The 17,227-nt window shown below is 34.1% G+C and carries 12 protein-coding genes; 4 read left to right on the forward strand and 8 right to left on the reverse strand.

All coding sequences use genetic code 11. The features are described 5' to 3' along the window. Positions 1-178 precede the first annotated feature (178 nt). Together OZP10_RS15560 and gltB are read right to left on the reverse strand one after the other, a co-directional pair. Positions 179-1,633 carry a glutamate synthase subunit beta gene (locus OZP10_RS15560; RefSeq protein ID WP_281631700.1) on the reverse strand — a complete coding sequence of 485 codons (1,455 nt, stop codon included), beginning with the start codon at positions 1,631-1,633 and terminating at the stop codon, positions 179-181. 94 nt (positions 1,634-1,727) lie between these two features. After that, the gene (gltB, locus tag OZP10_RS15565) at positions 1,728-6,242 is read right to left on the reverse strand and encodes a glutamate synthase large subunit (RefSeq protein ID WP_281631701.1); all 4,515 of its coding nucleotides are present in this window, start codon (positions 6,240-6,242) and stop codon (positions 1,728-1,730) included. Positions 6,243-6,658: 416 nt separating this feature from the next. Here gltB and sucC point away from each other — a divergent pair, with 416 nt between their 5' ends. Continuing rightward, a complete protein-coding gene (gene sucC / locus OZP10_RS15570) occupies positions 6,659-7,852 on the forward strand; it encodes an ADP-forming succinate--CoA ligase subunit beta (RefSeq protein WP_066035083.1) in 1,194 nt (397 codons plus the stop codon). Positions 7,853-8,113: 261 nt separating this feature from the next. On the opposite strand, the gene OZP10_RS15575 is transcribed toward sucC, so the two are convergent. After that, entirely contained in the window at positions 8,114-8,911 is a 798-nt protein-coding gene (locus OZP10_RS15575) for a DUF5694 domain-containing protein (RefSeq protein ID WP_281631702.1), read from the reverse strand. 220 nt (positions 8,912-9,131) lie between these two features. Between OZP10_RS15575 and OZP10_RS15580 the strand changes: the two genes are divergently transcribed. Beyond that, on the forward strand, positions 9,132-10,172 hold the full coding sequence (locus tag OZP10_RS15580) for a sensor histidine kinase (protein WP_281631703.1): 1,041 nt from the start codon (positions 9,132-9,134) through the stop codon (positions 10,170-10,172). 3 nt (positions 10,173-10,175) lie between these two features. Continuing rightward, positions 10,176-10,889 (forward strand): LytR/AlgR family response regulator transcription factor, encoded by a 714-nt coding sequence (locus tag OZP10_RS15585; protein ID WP_281631704.1) that lies wholly within the window; start codon positions 10,176-10,178, stop codon positions 10,887-10,889. A 136-nt stretch (positions 10,890-11,025) separates the two neighbouring features. On the opposite strand, the gene OZP10_RS15590 is transcribed toward OZP10_RS15585, so the two are convergent. The 4 genes from OZP10_RS15590 to OZP10_RS15605 form a co-directional block, all read right to left on the reverse strand. Beyond that, positions 11,026-11,493 carry a DUF1456 family protein gene (locus OZP10_RS15590; RefSeq protein WP_281631705.1) on the reverse strand — a complete coding sequence of 156 codons (468 nt, stop codon included), beginning with the start codon at positions 11,491-11,493 and terminating at the stop codon, positions 11,026-11,028. Positions 11,494-11,590: 97 nt separating this feature from the next. Continuing rightward, a complete protein-coding gene (locus OZP10_RS15595) occupies positions 11,591-12,625 on the reverse strand; it encodes an aminotransferase class I/II-fold pyridoxal phosphate-dependent enzyme (RefSeq protein WP_281631706.1) in 1,035 nt (344 codons plus the stop codon). A 1-nt stretch (position 12,626) separates the two neighbouring features. Beyond that, the gene (locus OZP10_RS15600) at positions 12,627-13,637 is read right to left on the reverse strand and encodes a dipeptide epimerase (protein WP_281631707.1); all 1,011 of its coding nucleotides are present in this window, start codon (positions 13,635-13,637) and stop codon (positions 12,627-12,629) included. Between the two features lie 33 nt (positions 13,638-13,670). After that, positions 13,671-14,468, reverse strand: a complete 798-nt coding sequence (locus OZP10_RS15605) for an alpha/beta hydrolase (RefSeq protein ID WP_281634769.1) — start codon at positions 14,466-14,468, stop codon at positions 13,671-13,673. A gap of 57 nt (positions 14,469-14,525) precedes the next feature. On the opposite strand from OZP10_RS15605, the gene OZP10_RS15610 reads away from it, so the two are divergent. After that, positions 14,526-14,927, forward strand: coding sequence for a TerB family tellurite resistance protein (locus OZP10_RS15610; RefSeq protein ID WP_281631708.1), 402 nt, complete (start codon positions 14,526-14,528; stop codon positions 14,925-14,927). Between the two features lie 35 nt (positions 14,928-14,962). Here OZP10_RS15610 and OZP10_RS15615 read toward each other — a convergent pair whose 3' ends face one another. After that, a complete protein-coding gene (locus tag OZP10_RS15615; protein ID WP_281631709.1) occupies positions 14,963-17,134 on the reverse strand; it encodes a prolyl oligopeptidase family serine peptidase in 2,172 nt (723 codons plus the stop codon). Between the last annotated feature and the right edge of the window lie 93 nt (positions 17,135-17,227).

Raw genomic sequence — 17,227 nt, forward strand, 5'->3', positions numbered from 1 at the left:
ATGTAAATTAGAGTAATTCGTGAATTCGTGGCTAAAAAAAATTATAGCAAAAACAAAACCCCTGAATATAAATTCAAGGGTTTGTTAGTAGTTATGTTGTTTATCGGAATAAAGATTAAATAAAATGCTAGGGAAAAAACTTAGAACCTTAGCATCTCAGAACCTTAGAGTCTTAAAATTATAAGCTCGGTAAATCTCCTTTTCCTTTAGTAGGCAAGTTTGTAGATCCCATAAGGAATAAATCTACTTCTCTTGCTGCTTCGCGACCTTCTGAAATAGCCCACACGATTAATGATTGTCCTCTTCTCATATCACCAGCAGTGAAAATGTGAGGCACGTTTGTCTGATAGTTATGCGCTTTGTAGTTGCTTCTCATATCAGTTTCGATTCCTAATTGTTCGCTTAACGTTTTTTCAGGACCTGTAAATCCAAGAGCTAATAAAGCTAAATCGCAAGGCCAGATTTTCTCAGAACCTTCTTTTTCGATTAATTCAGGACGCTGACCTGGAGTCATTTTCCATTGTACTTCAACGGTTTTTAATCCAGTTAATTCGCCTTTATCGTTAGAAATGAATTCTTTAGTATTGATCAACCAGTTTCTGTCACAGCCTTCTTCGTGAGAAGATGATGTTTTTAACTGCAACGGCCAGAAAGGCCAAGGAGTTGACTCGCTTCTTCCAACTGGAGGTTTTGGTAAAATCTCAAAGTTAGTTACCGATTTAGCTCCGTGTCTGTTAGAAGTACCAATACAGTCAGAACCCGTATCTCCACCACCAATAACGATTACATCTTTTCCAGTTGCTTTAACCTGATCTAGAATAGATTCTCCGTATAAAACTTTAGTCTGCTGTGTCAAGAAATCCATTGCCTGAACAACACCTTTGCTTTCGATTCCTTTAGTTGGCAAGCTTCTTCTTTCAGTTGCTCCTCCGCATAAAACGATAGAATCGAATTGGTTTAATTCTTCAACGCTGAAGTTTACACCAACGTTTACATTTGTTTTGAAAGTGATTCCTTCTGCTTCAAGAATAGCTACACGACGATCGATAATTCCTTTTTCTAATTTGAAATTCGGAATTCCGTAACGTAATAAACCTCCAATTGCGTTGTCTCTTTCAAAAACAGTAACCGTGTGCCCCGCTCTGTTTAATTGCTGAGCAGCTGCAAGACCAGCAGGTCCAGAACCAATAACAGCAACAGTTTTGCCAGTTCTTGTTTTTGGCGCTTGTGGTTTAATCCATCCTTCAGCGAAACCTCTTTCTACAATGCTTTTTTCGATGTTTTCGATAGAAACCGGATCTTTGATGATTCCTAATACACATGATTTCTCACATGGAGCAGGGCATAAGCGTCCTGTAAATTCAGGGAAGTTATTAGTAGATTGTAAAATCTCTAATGCGCTTTGCCATTCTTCCTGATGTACCATGTCGTTGAAGTCAGGAATTAAATTTCCTAACGGACAACCACTGTGGCAAAAAGGAATTCCACAGTCCATACATCTTGATCCTTGTTCTTTTAATTTATCTTTTGGTACCGGAATAGTAAATTCGTTGTAGTTCGAAACACGTTCTGCTACTGCTAAATTACTTTCGTCGGCTCTGTTATATTCTTTAAATCCGCCTATTTTACCCATGACATTTAAATAAATTTAGTTGTGAGTTGTAAAATGTGAGAGGTGAGTTAAAAAACTTAGCACCTCTGCACCTTTGTATCTCAGAACCTTTTAATTAAGCTATTAATTCTTCTATTTTTTTCTCTTCTGCAATTCTTTGTAATGCTTTTTTGTAATCAGTTGGCATTACTTTTACGAAGCGCTGTTGTTGGTTTTCCCAGTCTGCTAAAATTCTTTTTGCTAATGGACTGCTTGTGTACAATGAATGATTTTTGATCAGTTTTCTTAGTTTCGTAAGATCTTCTTCTTCCATTGGATCGAATGCAACCATTTCCATGTTACAAACTGTAGAATCGAATTTCTTATTTGGATCGTAAACATAAGCCACACCACCGCTCATACCAGCTGCGAAGTTTCTTCCTGTTTTTCCTAAAACTACTACTGTACCACCGGTCATGTATTCGCAACCGTGATCTCCAATTCCTTCAACAACGGCTGTTGCTCCAGAATTTCTCACACAGAAACGCTCTCCGGCCATTCCATTAATATAAGCCTCTCCGGTAATAGCTCCGTAAAGGGCAACGTTTCCAATAATGATATTGTCTTCAGGTTTGAAAGTTGCAGTAGGAGGTACTTTTACAATTAATTTTCCTCCAGAAAGTCCTTTTCCTAAATAATCATTACAGTTTCCGTGAATTTTAAATGACAATCCGTTTGTTGCAAAAGCACCAAAACTTTGTCCGGCAGAACCTTCAAAATCAACTAAAATAGTGTCATCAGGTAATCCTTGTGCGCCGTAGATTTTTGAGATTTCGTTACTCAAAATCGCACCTACAGAACGGTCTGTATTTTTAATTTTAAAGGTTACTCTTGTTTTCTCTTTTCTATAAATAGACGGAATCGCTTCTTTGATGATGTCAAAATCCAATACATTTTCAAGTTGGTGATCTTGAGTAGTTGTATTATGATTTGGTTCTGTTTTCGCTTTTTCCGGTTTGTATAGAATTGATGACAAGTCTAAACCATTTGCTTTATAATGTTTGATAGCTTTGTTCACATTTAATTTTTGTGACTGACCTACCATTTCTTTTAAAGTTCTGAAACCTAACTGCGCCATAATTTCTCTTAACTCTTCAGCAATAAAATACATGAAGTTGATTACGTGCTCTGGAGTTCCTTTGAAATTTTTTCTCAATTCAGGATCCTGAGTTGCAATACCAACTGGACAAGTATTTAAGTGGCAAGCTCTCATCATGATACATCCAGAAGCTACAAGCGGTGCAGTTGCAAAACCGAATTCTTCAGCTCCTAATAAGGCTGCTATCGCTACGTCACGACCTGTTTTCAACTGTCCGTCACATTCTAAAACTACACGGCTTCTTAAATCGTTTAAGATCAAAGTTTGTTGTGCTTCAGCTAAACCAAGTTCCCATGGAATACCTGTGTGTTGTAAAGAAGTTAATGGTGCAGCTCCCGTTCCTCCGTCATAACCAGAAATTAAGATAACGTCAGCTTTTGCTTTGGCAACACCGGCAGCGATGGTTCCAACTCCAACTTCAGAAACTAATTTTACGTTGATACGAGCTTCACGGTTTGCATTTTTCAAATCGTAAATCAACTGAGATAAATCCTCAATAGAGTAAATATCGTGATGAGGAGGTGGCGAAATCAAACCTACATAAGGCGTAGAGTTTCTCGTTTCAGCAATCCAAGGCACTACTTTTTCTCCAGGCAATTGTCCACCTTCACCAGGTTTTGCTCCCTGAGCCATTTTAATCTGGATTTCTTTAGCGTTTGTCAAATAGTTGATCGAAACACCAAAACGTCCTGACGCAACTTGTTTGATAGCAGAGTTTCTAGAATCTCCGTTAATTTCTTTCTGGAAACGTTTTGGATCTTCTCCACCTTCTCCAGAGTTACTTTTTCCGCCAATTCTGTTCATTGCAATCGCTAAATTCTCGTGTGCTTCTCTAGAAATAGATCCGTAAGACATTGCACCCGTTTTGAATTTCTTTACAATTTCTGTCCAAGGTTCTACTTCATCAATAGAAATTGGATCTAAGTTGTTGAATTCAAATAAACCTCTAATAGTCATTAAGTTTGAGCTTTGCTCGTTAACGGCATTTGAGTATTCTTTATAACTTTCTGGGCTGTTTAAACGAACCGCTTGTTGTAATTTAGAAATAGTGGTTGGGTTAAACATGTGTTTTTCTCCTCCACGTCTCCATCTGTAAATACCTCCAATTTCAAGAGAAAGCAAACTTGCCACTTTTGAATTTGGGAAAGCTTTTTGGAAACGTTTTTTAACCTCTTTCTCCACTTCCATTAAACCAATTCCTTCAATTCTTGATGGAGTGTAAGGGAAGTATTTAGATGTAAATGTTTTGTTTAAACCTAAAATCTCGAAAATCTGAGCAGCTCTGTACGAATGTAAAGTCGAGATACCAATTTTATTCATGATTTTCACGATTCCTTTTGCAATCGCTTTGTTGTAGTTCACAACAGCGTAATCCGCTTTAACTTTTGTAATGAAACCTTTTTCAACCTGATCGTGAATGATTTCGTTTACCATGTAAGGGTTGATGGCACTTGCACCGTATCCGAACAATAAAGCAAAATGATGAGGCTCTCTAGGTTCAGCAGATTCGATAATGATTCCGAATTTAGAACGAACTTGTAAAATGTTCAAAGAGTGGTGAATGTAAGAACAAGCCAATAACATTGGGATTGGAGCTAATTCTTCGCTTACACCTCTATCAGATAAGATGATGATGTTGCACCCTTCTTCAACTGCTTTAAAAGTAGCCTGAACACATTTTTCAAGAGCTCTTTCTAAACCGTTAACTCCTTTTTCTATTTTATATAAAGTAGAAATTGTAGCCGATTTGAAATCTGGATGATCTATATTTCTGATTTTATCCAAATCTTCGTTTGAAACAACTGGATTTTGGATTTTTAATTTTTTACATTGTTTTGATTCAATTTCGAAAATATTGAAATCTCCACCAATCGCTAAACTGATATCGGTAATGATTTCTTCACGAATACCATCCAATGGCGGGTTAGTAACCTGAGCAAATAATTGTTTGAAGTAATTGTACAACAACTGTGGCTGATCTGAAAGAACTGCCAAAGGTGTATCGTTACCCATAGAACTGATTGCTTCAGCTCCGTCGCTACCCATTGGGTTGATGATTGTTTTTAAATCTTCAATAGTATAACCAAACAAACGCTGTCTTGTTAAGAAATCTAATTTTTCAACAGGAGTAGGGTTATTTGTGTAAGGAACGCTAGCTAATGGTAATAAGTTTTCGTCAACCCATTGCTTGTATGGACGTTTTGTAACGATTGCTTTTTTAACTTCTTCGTCTTCGATGATACGCCCTTCATTCATATCAACCAAGAACATTTTTCCTGGCTCTAAACGACCGTGCTGAATTACATCTTCTGGATCGATGTCTAATACACCAATTTCAGATGACATAATTACGAATCCGCTTTTCGTTAATGTATAACGAGAAGGACGCAATCCGTTTCTGTCTAGTAATGCACCAATTACGTTTCCATCTGTAAACGGAATAGAAGCAGGGCCGTCCCAAGGCTCCATGATACAAGCATTGTACTCATAGAAAGCTCTTTTCTCTGGAGACATCGTTTGGTGTTTTTCCCAAGCTTCAGGAACTACCATCATCATTGCCTCTGGAAGAGAACGGCCAGTCATTAATAAAAGTTCAATCACCATATCCATAGAAGCAGAATCTGATTTTCCTTCTAAGATAATTGGGAATAATTTTTTAATGTCTTCTCCGAAAACTTTGCTTTGCATAAGCTCTTCACGAGCACGCATACGGCTTACGTTACCACGAAGCGTGTTGATCTCACCATTATGACACATGTATCTAAATGGTTGAGCTAAGTCCCAAGATGGGAATGTATTTGTAGAGAAACGTTGGTGTACAAGCGCTAAACGTGTCACCAAGTCTGGATCTTTCAAATCTATATAATAACGGCTGATGTCTTCTGGCATCAATAGACCTTTATATATTATAGTAGTTGTCGATAAACTAGTAAAATAAAACATGTGGCTTTCTGAGGTTTTAGATCCTCTTACGGCATGTTCAGCAATTTTTCTAGCTGCAAAAAGTTTTGCATTAAATTCTTGTTCAGTTAAATCTTGTCCGTTTTTAGAAACGAAAACTTGTTTAATTGTTGGTTCTTTTTCTGCGGCAATTTCACCTAGATTTTCAACGTCAACAGGTACATCTCTCCAACCTAAAACTTTTAAGTTTTGGTCTTTGATAGTTGCTTCAAATGCATTAATACAAAAAGAAACTTGGTTTTTGCTTTTTGGTAAAAAAACCATTCCTACTGCATACTCACGCGCTTCTGGGATTTCAAAGTCACATACTTTCTTAAAAAAATCATGAGGAATGTCGAATAAAATTCCGGCTCCGTCACCAGTTCTTCCATCAGAACTTACGGCACCACGATGTTCCAATTTAATTAAGATGTCTAATGCTTTGTGAATAATATCATTTGACTTAATACCATTCAAATTACAAATAAATCCTGCACCACAATTGTCGTGTTCAAATTCAGGCAGATAAAGCCCTTGTTCTTTAACTCTCATTCTTGATATTTTTTTTACAAAAATAAAGATTTCATTAAACATAATGTATTGAAATAGTGTTTTTGCTTTCATTTTTGCTGTAATATTAGAAAAAGCATTCTTAATTATTAATATTATTATATAAGGCATCCCGAATTGCTAAAAATATAATTACTCTTAAAATATATTAGGAAAAATCGTCGGCAGGCCAATAAAACCAATGAATTTTTTGTTAAATATCAAACGTTTTATGTGAATTGTGTTAACATTAACAAATTGTTCCGTTAACGATTTGTTTGCTTTGAAAAATTATCAACGCCTAATACCTATATATAACATTTATTTAATTGAAAAAGATTTTACTATTAAGTTGTATTTTGTTACTTTTGTCGCACTTTTATTCTGAAATAAATTCAGAACCAGACAAATTCTATATTATGAACATACACGAATATCAAGGAAAAGAAATTTTAGCGAGTTACGGAGTACGCGTACAACGCGGAATTGTGGCTAACAATGCGGTTGAAGCTGTAGCTGCTGCAAAACAATTAACTGCCGAAACTGGTACAGGATGGCATGTAATAAAAGCACAAATTCACGCAGGTGGTCGTGGAAAAGGTGGTGGAGTTAAGCTGGCAAAAAACTTACAACAAGTTGAAGAGTTAGCAGAACAAATCATCGGAATGCAGTTGATTACACCTCAGACTCCGCCTGAAGGTAAAAAAGTAAATAAGGTATTAGTTGCAGAAGATGTTTACTATCCAGGTGAAAGCGAAACTTCTGAATTTTATGTTTCTGTTTTATTGAATAGAGGTACTGGACGCAACATGATCATGTATTCTACTGAAGGTGGAATGGATATCGAAGAAGTTGCTGAGCACACTCCACACTTAATCTTTACTGAAGAAATTGATCCATCTGTTGGATTACAAGGTTTCCAAGCAAGAAGAATTGCCTTCAACTTAGGTCTTTCTGGAAATGCTTTCAAAGAAATGGTTAAATTCATCGATGCACTTTACAATGCTTACATTGGTTCTGATGCTTCTATGTTTGAAATCAACCCAGTTTTAAAAACTTCTGATAACAAAATCTTAGCTGTTGATGCTAAAGTTAACATCGACGATAACGCTTTATACAGACAACCTAAATATGCTGAAATGAGAGATATCCGTGAGGAGAATCCAATCGAAGTTGAAGCTAAAGAAGTTGGTCTTAACTATGTTGACCTTGACGGTACTGTAGGATGTATGGTAAACGGAGCTGGTCTTGCAATGGCAACTATGGATTTAATTAAATATGCTGGTTTTGAGCCTGCTAACTTCCTTGACGTAGGAGGAACTGCTGACGCAAAACGTGTTGAAACAGCTTTCAGAATTATCTTGAAAGATCCAAACGTAAAAGCGATCTTAATTAACATCTTTGGAGGTATCGTTCGTTGTGACCGTGTTGCTCAAGGTGTTGTTGATGCTTACAAAAACATGGGTGACGCTATTAAAGTGCCAATTATCGTTCGTTTGCAAGGAACAAATGCTGAAATTGCAAAAGAATTAATTGACAACTCTGGTATGCCAATCTTATCTGCAGTTCAATTCCAAGAAGCTGCTGACCAAGTTAAAGCTGCTCTTTCTTAATTAAATAAGAAATCAATTTATATAGAAAATCCCTCCATTTTGGAGGGATTTTTTTTGTGGTTTAACCGCAAAGGGCGCTAAGTTTTTTTGTTAAGGATTGTGAGTACAAACGCAAAGTTCGCAAAGCTATATGTTGAAAATAGCCACGAATTCACGAATTATTTTCAAAGATTGTAAAAAATAAAATTCGTGAATTCGTGGCTAAAAAACTTTGCGAACTTTGCGTAATTCTTTGCGCTCTTTGCGGTTAAATCATCAAGTTTATTTCAAAACTGTAGATAGTTCCACAATTTCAAATTCTGGATCATGTGTTATAAATTCTCTAATTACAGCAGCATGACCAGCACCAACTAAAACCATTATTTTGTTATCTGTGCTTTCCGTTAATTTCTGAATTAAAGAATACATATATAAATTTCTTTTGTACCAATTTGAAACTAAATGCGCTCCTGTAAAATCATCTGGATTTCCAGCTCTATTTGCTACTTCCAAATACCATTGTATATTTTTATTTTCGGTTTCTTTTTTATTGTAATGTAGCATGAGTTCTTGTAACGAGCTTTTTGTTATTCTTTCATTATGATCTTTTTCATTCCTTTTTTTCCACTCATTATTTCTTTTCAATAAATCCTGCTGGTTTGCTTTTCCCATTGACATCATTAAACTGTCATAACGAAAAGAAGTGTAGAGATTCATTCCGTATAATTTTTTATGATTTAGTTTTTTAGCTGTGCGTAGTGCCAGTTGTGTTATTTCGTTTTTGTTAGTTTTAAAAAGACTATCGGTGTTTTTATTGTAAAACTTATCTAAATCGGCTTGTTCGTTAAATTCCCATTCTACAAATATTTTATCGGGACCAAATTTTTTGATTTTGTCACTCATTATTTCGAGTTCCTTTTGACTTTTCTCAGACAAGATATCAAAACTGTTTAGTTTAGCAACATCAAGACCAGGATTGGCGTAATGAAAAGTTCCAACCAATAATATCTGTTTTTTCTTAGTTTGAGCAGACGTTAGGTTTAATGTAATAATTGTTAGTAATAAAATAATTTTGTGCATGACGTTTTGTTTTTAAATTCATGACAAATGTATTCGGTCTTTTGACCTCTAGTTTTTGTTTTTGATGAACATAGGATTTCATCTTATAAACAGATGAAATTTGCAGAGTAATAATTTCGTGTAACGTTTTTGATAGTTCATCCCTAAAAAAGCATGTTTTGAATAAATCTAATTTTCTATTTAAGGCTTAATTGTATTTTTGAGTTAATTATCAAAAACTATGAAATCAAGAATACCTTTTTACTATCACATTGTTTTTTTCTTTTTATTATTCCTAACCTACATTTTCTGGGATATTGGACTTAATGATCAAAAAATAGAAATTGTAATCAAAGCAATATGTTATGGAATTACGCCAACTCATTTGTTAGCAATATTTTGTATTTACATTCTCAACTTCTACTATTTCTGCGAATGGTTTTTAAACAAGAAGAAATTACTTTTTTATATCCTGACAATTCCAGTTTCGCTATTGCTTTTTGCGGCTGTTCGTTATTTTTTGCAAGAAGTCGTTATGTATAATATTACTGGAATGCACAATTACTATGAAGAAGCTAGAGAAATAGGTTATTACATAAAAGATAATTTTTTCTTTGGATTACCAGCTATCTTTTTAAGTGCTTTGACCTTTTTATTTTGGCAATTTCAAACCACTCAGCATCAAAATCAAGAATTGCTTTTAGAGAATAAAAAAGCCGAATTTCAAATGCTAAAAGCGCAAGTGAGTCCGCATTTTTTGTTTAATACGCTGAACTCTTTTTACAGTCAGTTGGTTATGAAAGAGGATGAAATGGCCGATGATATTTTGGTGCTTTCTGATTTACTTCGGTATGTTATTACGGAAACTGACAAAGATGAAGCGATACTTTCAAAAGAAATTCAATTTATTCAAAACTATATTCATCTGCAAAAGAAAAGATTTGAAGATCAGTTATTTTTAGATTTTAAAGTGGAAGGAAATTATTCAAACGAAAAAATCATTTCGTCGGCTTTGATTCACTTTGTTGAAAATGTTTTCAAGCATGGAAAATTTAATAATGAAGAAGAAAAAGCTATTATTTCAATTCAAATAAAAAACGATTTTCTAGAAATTTCAACTTTCAATTATTTCATCGAAGGAGAAAATTATTCATCAACTGGAATTGGTTTTGATAACTTGACAAAAAGGCTAGAATATACCTATAAAGGCCAATTTATTCTTGAAAAAACAGAAGAAAATAATACCTTTAAAACTTACTTAAAAATACCGCTAAAGAAATAATTTATGGCTTTTAAATGCATAATTGTCGACGACGAACCGCCTGCAACTCGAATATTGGAAAATTACATTGGGAAGGTGAATTTTCTGGAGAAAGTTGGCGTTTTTAATGATTCGTTAAAAGCATTAGAATTTCTAAATTCACAATCTGTAGATGTTATTTTTCTTGATATTCAAATGCCGCAATTAACAGGTTTACAGATTTCTAAAATCATTTCTAAGGATATAAAAGTAATTTTTACAACGGCTTATCCAGATTTTGCTTTAGAAGGATTTGAATTAAATGCAGTTGATTATTTATTAAAACCAATTGCATTCGAACGATTTTATCAAGCCGTTTCTAAACTAAACTCTGAATCCAAAATAGAAGTTTCGAGTACCGCTAATAGTACTGCACCAGATTTTTTATTTATAAAAACAGATGGAAAAAATAAGTTTCAGAAAGTTTTTTTGAATGATGTTTTATACGTAGAAAGTTTACAGAATTATGTTTGTATTCATACTGTAAAGCAGCAGATTATTACACATTCGTCATTAAAAAATGTTGTTGAATCATTGCCAGAAAAGGATTTTATTCAAATACATAAATCGTATGTGGTTTCATTGCAACATATAGAATCAACAGATAATTTTTCTGTTTTTATAAATGGAAAAGAATTGCCAATTGGTGCAACTTTTAAAGAGGCTTTTTTTGATAAAATAGAAGAGAATAAAATTTAATTTTTTTTAACCGCAAAGGGCGCAAGGATTTTTGACTACGTATTGTGAATACAAACGCAAAGTTCGCAAAGCTTTGTGAATAAAACTTTGCGAACTTTGCGTAAATCTTAGCGTTCTTTGCGGTTAAAATCCTCAATTACGATTTTTTCTTATTGCCGTTTTTGAATACTACTTTTTCTACAACAGATGGTTTTCCGTTTCCTTTTGGGAATGATTTCTTTTTAGGTTTTCCAGCTGAAGAACCTGACTTTGATGAACTTTGATCACCTCTGTATTTTTCTGAATCTTTTGGAGCAGCTTTAAATTCTGGTCTTTCTTTAGAAGTTTCCTTCTTCGGAATTTCAGCTTTATGTTTTGCTAAAACATCATTCGGATTTTTAGGATTTTCTCTCGTTCCTCTCAAATGAATAACCAATCCGTTTAAAAAGTTTCTTAAAACCTGATCACCACATTCCATATAGTTTGGATGATCTTCGGCTCTAAAAAAAGCTCCTAATTCTGATTTTGAAATTCTAAAATCTACCAATTCTAAAATTTCAACTATTTGGTCATCACGGAGCATCAAAGCCACGCGAAGTTTTTTAAGTATATCGTTGTTTGTCATAATTTTTGTTTCAGGTTTTTTTTCTGTTTCAAGTTTCAAGTTTTCAATCTGAAACTAAAACTCCTAATTTATTTTACAAAGGTAGTTTTTAAAATGATTAAAATCTAGAATTGAAATCATTTAAAGTTGCAACCAATTTATCCAAATCTTCTTTTAAATGATTTGCTGTAACTACAATTCGATTTAGCGGTTCGGCTTCTTTGGTGTATCTAAAACTAGCTATAATGATTTTTTCCTGTTTTAGTTTTTCAACTAATTCATTCGATAAAAGATAAATTAAAGGATAGTTTTTATCAAATAGAATAGTACTGTTTTTAGTTAAAATCGTATCGATATAACTCAAATTGTCTTTCAATTTTTGATGTTGCGTTTTATAAATTTCTTTAGCATCAAAAAGCGTTTGTACAAAAGCGGGATTCATTCCGGCAGCACTTGTAAAAGTTTCAATTTCTTTTATTGATTCTATGAATTCAGAATCAGATGCAATCACTCCGCCTGTTAAGCCGAAAGCTTTTCCGAGAGATGAAACCAATATTTTTCTTTTAATCGGAAAGTCAATTGAGGAATAAATTCCAGAACCATTTTCGCCGACAATTCCTAATGAATGCGATTCATCAATAACTAAAGTAATTTCCTTTTCCTTAGAAATTTCTTTTATAAAAGTTAGATCGATTGGTTTTGTTTCAAAAGAAGGAACACCGTCAGTTAGAATCGTTATTTTCTCAGATTTTAAATCTAATAAACGGTCATTCAGTTTTTTATTTATAAAAACAGGATCACTATTTTCAATTTGAATAGCGGAATGAATTTCATTTAAATGATAAAAACAATCGGTTTGCTCTTTCAATTTTTCTAAAACAAGTTTTCCAGCCAGCATTCCCGAAGAAACTGTAACGGTGCTTTCTGAGCCAATATGAGATGCTAAAAAGCTTTCGCCCGCATCATAAGCCGTTAATTGAATATTCGCAGTTCTAGAACTTCCGTAAGTAGTTCCCCATTTTAAAATGTTCTGAACGGCTAAATCCTGAAATGCCGTATTTGTTGGAAGACCCAAATAGGCAGTTCCGCCAAAATACAAATAATGTTCTTGGTCAATTTCGATTACTCGATCTGGAAATTTTTCGACTTTCATTTTATAAAAGTGTAACTCCCGTTCCGTTTAAATCAGAATAACTTACAACACCATCTTTTATAGTAACACCTGTTGCAATATCTTCTGCTAAAAGTAACGCACCGTCCATATCTACATAATCCAATTGAGGAAGCAAATGCGCAATAGCAGAAATCCCAACAGTAGATTCTGTCATACAGCCAACCATTGTTCGTAAACCAAGTTTTTTAGCTTCTTCAATCATGCGTTTTCCAGGTGTTAAACCACCGCATTTTACCAGTTTTACATTCACACCATGAAAATGATTGAAACATTTAGCTACATCTTCTTCAATAATACAACTTTCGTCAGCAATTACTGGAAGAGCAGAATGTTTAAAAACCTCTTTATGTCCTTCCCAATTATCAGCTTTCATAGGCTGTTCTAGAAATTCAACACCTAATTTTTTTAGTTCAATCGAATTATTTATGGTTTCTTCAACTGTCCATCCGCAATTGGCATCAATCCTAAAAATGGCATTGGTATGTTTTCGAAGCGCTTTTACAATTTCAATATCTTCTTTGGTTCCCAATTTAATTTTATAAATAGGCCATGGAAGTTCCTGCATTTTAGAAACCATTTTATCAATAGAAGCAATTCCGATAGTGTAATCCGTCATTGGATTTTTTTCGGTTGTGTAGTTCCATAATTCGTAAAGCTTTTTGCCTTTTTTGCGAGCATACAAATCATTATAAGCTAAATCTAAGGCGCATAAAGCAAACATATCATCTTTTAAATAGGGATGAATTTTTGCCCAAAATACTTCTGGAGTTTCATTTTCAGTATTTTCAATAATGCTTCTGATTTTTTCTAAATCCTGCATCATCATTGGCACAGTTGTATTGTAATACGGATTTGAAGTTGCTTCTCCAAAACCCGAAAAGCCATCGCTTTGCAATTCAACAATTAACGAGGGCTGAAAATCTATGGATTCTCTCGAAATGGTAAAAGTGTGCTTTAGTTTGAGATTGTATTCTCTTAAAATTAGTTTCATTGGTATGCGATGTTTTTTTTATGTTTTTTTCAATTAATAGCCAAGCCAGAGTATTGCTTCTGTAAAATGATCACGCCAAAGCTTTTCATTATGTTCTCCGCCTTTTACAATCTTGGTTTTATCGAGATGAAGACAATAACAGCGTTTGGTATCTAGTAAACGTTTCATTTTAGTTAAATCTTTTTCCATGTCGTCACTTTCTTTATCGCCGCACAGAAAATAGATTTTAGTTTTAATTTTAGATTGCTTTTCTGTGAACGTATAAATCTCAGGTGAAAACCAGAATGAAGGCGAAAAGACACCCGCTTTTCCAAAAATTTCAGGGTATTTTAAAGCTCCGTAATAAGAAACTAGTCCGCCAAGTGAGCTTCCGAAAAGAATTGTGTTTTTGGCTTTTGTTTTGGTTCTGTAATTTTTATCGATATACGGTTTTAAGGTTTTTACGATAAATTCGAGATAATTATCGGCATTTCCTCCACCATATTTTTCATTTTTGAAAGGAGTAAGCTCTTCGATTCGTTTTTCATTTCCATGCTCAATTCCTACAACAATGACGGGAGCTTTTAGGCTGTCCAATTTTTCGTCTACATTCCATTCACCAGAATAAGAAGTTTTGGCATCAAACAGATTTTGAGCGTCGTGCATGTAAATAACGCTGTATTTTTTCTGAATGTCTTTGGAATAATTTTCTGGAAGATAAATCCAAATTTTTTTTGAGGTATTTAGTTGAGGCGCTTCAATTGTAAATGTAGATACATTTTTTGAAGCAGTGCTTTGTGCCTTGCCAATAAAAGTAAATAGAAGTAAAATTGCCAAGAAAATCCTCTTCATCATCCTTGTTTTGTATTTTTATTTAAAAGCAATATTTTAGCTAAAAATAATAAATTGATGAATACAGAAGCAGAAAAAAGAAGTTTACTTTTAGAAATGATTACCCTCGCCACTGTAGATGGACATTTGCACAAACGTGAGCTTGAATTTTTAAGAATTGTAGCTTTGGAATTGAATATTAGCGAAGAAGAATTTCAAGATTTATTTCATCAGGAAACAAAACCATTGCCAATACCATCCGAAATGCAGCGTATCAATCAGTTTTATAGATTGGCTTTATTAATGCATTGTGATGGCGTTTTGCACGAAAGAGAATTTCATGCTATTCAACAGATAGCTATCGGAATGGGACTGAATCTTTCTGCAGTAAAACGTGTTTTAGAAATGATGAAAAAAACACCAAATACAGTAATTAACCCAATTGTGCTGTTGGAAATTTTTCACGAACAACACAATTAGGTTAAAACCTTTTTAGTTTATTATTTGTTTCGGATTTATTTTTTAGAAGGTTGAAATTTTGGATGTCCAGTATACGCATAAGCAAAACTGATTAAGTTGCTGTCTTTTTCTATAACTTTTGTTGCGCTGTCACCCATTCCATGTCCAGATTCAAAGTCGGCTAAAAAGAAGATTGGATTGCTGGAGGTGTTTGCATTTTGAAGTGAAGCTGCAAATTTTGCAGGTTGCCATGCAATTACACGAGGATCATTCATTCCCGCTGTTATTAATGTTGCCGGATAGGCAGTTCCCTTTTTAATATGATGAAACGAATCCATTTCTAAGAGCGCCTTGAACTCTGTTTTGTCTTTTATAGTTCCAAATTCAGGAATATTACCAGGACCATTTGGGGCTAATTCTGAACGAATAGTATTAAATTCTCCTACTTCTGGAATGGCAGCGGCAAACAAGTCTGGTCGCTCCGTAATGGCTCGTCCAATTAATATACCGCCAGCACTTGCGCTCCAAATGGCAATTCTTTTAGGAGAAGAATATTTCTCTTTAATGAGATATTCAGTAACCGCAATTAAATCTTTCCATGTATTGGGTTTGGTTGTTTTAAAACCTGCTTTATGCCAAGCTTCGCCCAATTCTCCGCCACCTCTAACGTGAGCAACAACATATATGCCACCATAAGTGCAGTAAGGCAATGCAAATCCAGTACTAAAACGTGGTTCAAGAGAGATTCCGTAAGCACCATATCCAACCATAAGAATTGGATTGTCGCCATTTAGCTTAATGTTTTTGTTATAAATGATAGAAACAGGAACTTTAACACCATCATAAGAGGGAACCATAATTTCTTTAGAGACTAAATCTTTAAATTCAGGATATTCAATAGGTTTTGATAATGGCTGAAAAGTAAATGTATTTGATGCTGGATTGTATAAATAACGTTTTTGAGGAGAAGTCCAGCCTGAAAGCGTCATCCAAATTTCGCTTTTATTTTCGCTTATAGCCAAAAAAGAAACTGAACCTGCTTGCAGAGGTAATTTTAATTCAATCGGATCTGTTTTTCCTTTCGCTAAGAAAAATACTTTTGCCTGCACTCCGTTTTCGGTAATTGAATAATATAAGCCATCCTTTGTAAGTTTGAAATCGGTAATACTTCCATTTTTAGGTTCGGGTATAACCGTTTTTGCTTTTTCTATATCTGGGTTTGAAATAGGAACTTTTATTATTTTATAGTTAGAAGCATTTTTATAAGTCAAATAATAAATAAACTCTTTGTCGACAAGATAATCGGTCACTTCATCTTTTTTATCTACCAGATTGGTCCATCTTACAGGTTTAAAATTATCTTTTAAATCAGTGTCGTATAACTTAATTCGATTATCAACTGTAACAACCATTCCGTAATTTTTATTAGAATTTTTGTGATATAGATTTAATGGAAATTCTTCTGCACCTATATTAAGTTCAGGATTGGTGGCATTGGATAAAAATTCGACATCTTTGTTTGGATCTTCTCCCAATTTATGATAATAAACTTTGGAATTTAGTAATCTATTTGGATCTGTAACATCAGAAGAATTTAATCGCCCGTATGTAAATGAATTTCCGTCTGGCATCCATGAAGGATAACTGAACCAGCATCTGTCAAATACTTCAGGATAAACTTTTCCGTCGCTGTTTATAATAAGCAATTCGGCACTTTCAGAACCGCTTGGCGCAATTTCTATCGCTACTTTATCTCCTTTTTCATTGGGAGTTATAGAACTTATATTGTAGTTTACTCCAGCTGCTTTTTTATAAGTTTCCGGATCAAAAAGTAGTTTCTCGATTCCTTTATAACCAATTCTCTGGTACAGTTTTCCATTTTCTTCGTTAGCATTTCGTTTTAGATAGAAATAATGGTCATTCTCAGTAATTTGTAATTCAGAGATTGTACTTTCTTTTCTTGCGTCAAGCTCTTTGAGTTTCTTTTGAAGATTTTGCCGTTCTGGAATTTCGTTTAATTTTTGCCGAGTATAATCTGTATTCGCTTTCATCCAAGCGACAACATTCGGGTCATTTAAATTTTCTAAATACTGATAGCCATCTTCTATCTTTTCTCCAAAATATTCGTCTGTGACAATTTTTTCTGGCGCGGGCTGTGGTTTATTTTGCCCAAAAAACGATACTACTGAGCTGAGTGCCACAGTAGTGCAAAGTAATTTCGTATTCATAATCTGTCTAGTTTAAAAGAAAGGCTGAATTTCCAGATAGATTATGGACAGGTAAAGTTATGAAATTGTTTTAATTAATTGATATATAGTTAA

It is taken from the genome of Flavobacterium luteolum (assembly GCF_027111275.1).
Classification (GTDB): domain Bacteria; phylum Bacteroidota; class Bacteroidia; order Flavobacteriales; family Flavobacteriaceae; genus Flavobacterium; species Flavobacterium luteolum.

Coding starts and splice junctions, on each gene's coding strand:
- OZP10_RS15595 (WP_281631706.1), bottom strand. CDS start 12,625: ATGAAAGTCGAAAAATTTCCAGATCGAGTAATCGAAATTGACCAAGAA.
- gltB (WP_281631701.1), bottom strand. CDS start 6,242: ATGAGAGTTAAAGAACAAGGGCTTTATCTGCCTGAATTTGAACACGAC.
- OZP10_RS15560 (WP_281631700.1), bottom strand. CDS start 1,633: ATGGGTAAAATAGGCGGATTTAAAGAATATAACAGAGCCGACGAAAGT.
- OZP10_RS15580 (WP_281631703.1), top strand. CDS start 9,132: ATGAAATCAAGAATACCTTTTTACTATCACATTGTTTTTTTCTTTTTA.
- OZP10_RS15615 (WP_281631709.1), bottom strand. CDS start 17,134: ATGAATACGAAATTACTTTGCACTACTGTGGCACTCAGCTCAGTAGTA.
- sucC (WP_066035083.1), top strand. CDS start 6,659: ATGAACATACACGAATATCAAGGAAAAGAAATTTTAGCGAGTTACGGA.
- OZP10_RS15600 (WP_281631707.1), bottom strand. CDS start 13,637: ATGAAACTAATTTTAAGAGAATACAATCTCAAACTAAAGCACACTTTT.
- OZP10_RS15575 (WP_281631702.1), bottom strand. CDS start 8,911: ATGCACAAAATTATTTTATTACTAACAATTATTACATTAAACCTAACG.
- OZP10_RS15585 (WP_281631704.1), top strand. CDS start 10,176: ATGGCTTTTAAATGCATAATTGTCGACGACGAACCGCCTGCAACTCGA.
- OZP10_RS15610 (WP_281631708.1), top strand. CDS start 14,526: ATGAATACAGAAGCAGAAAAAAGAAGTTTACTTTTAGAAATGATTACC.
- OZP10_RS15590 (WP_281631705.1), bottom strand. CDS start 11,493: ATGACAAACAACGATATACTTAAAAAACTTCGCGTGGCTTTGATGCTC.
- OZP10_RS15605 (WP_281634769.1), bottom strand. CDS start 14,468: ATGAAGAGGATTTTCTTGGCAATTTTACTTCTATTTACTTTTATTGGC.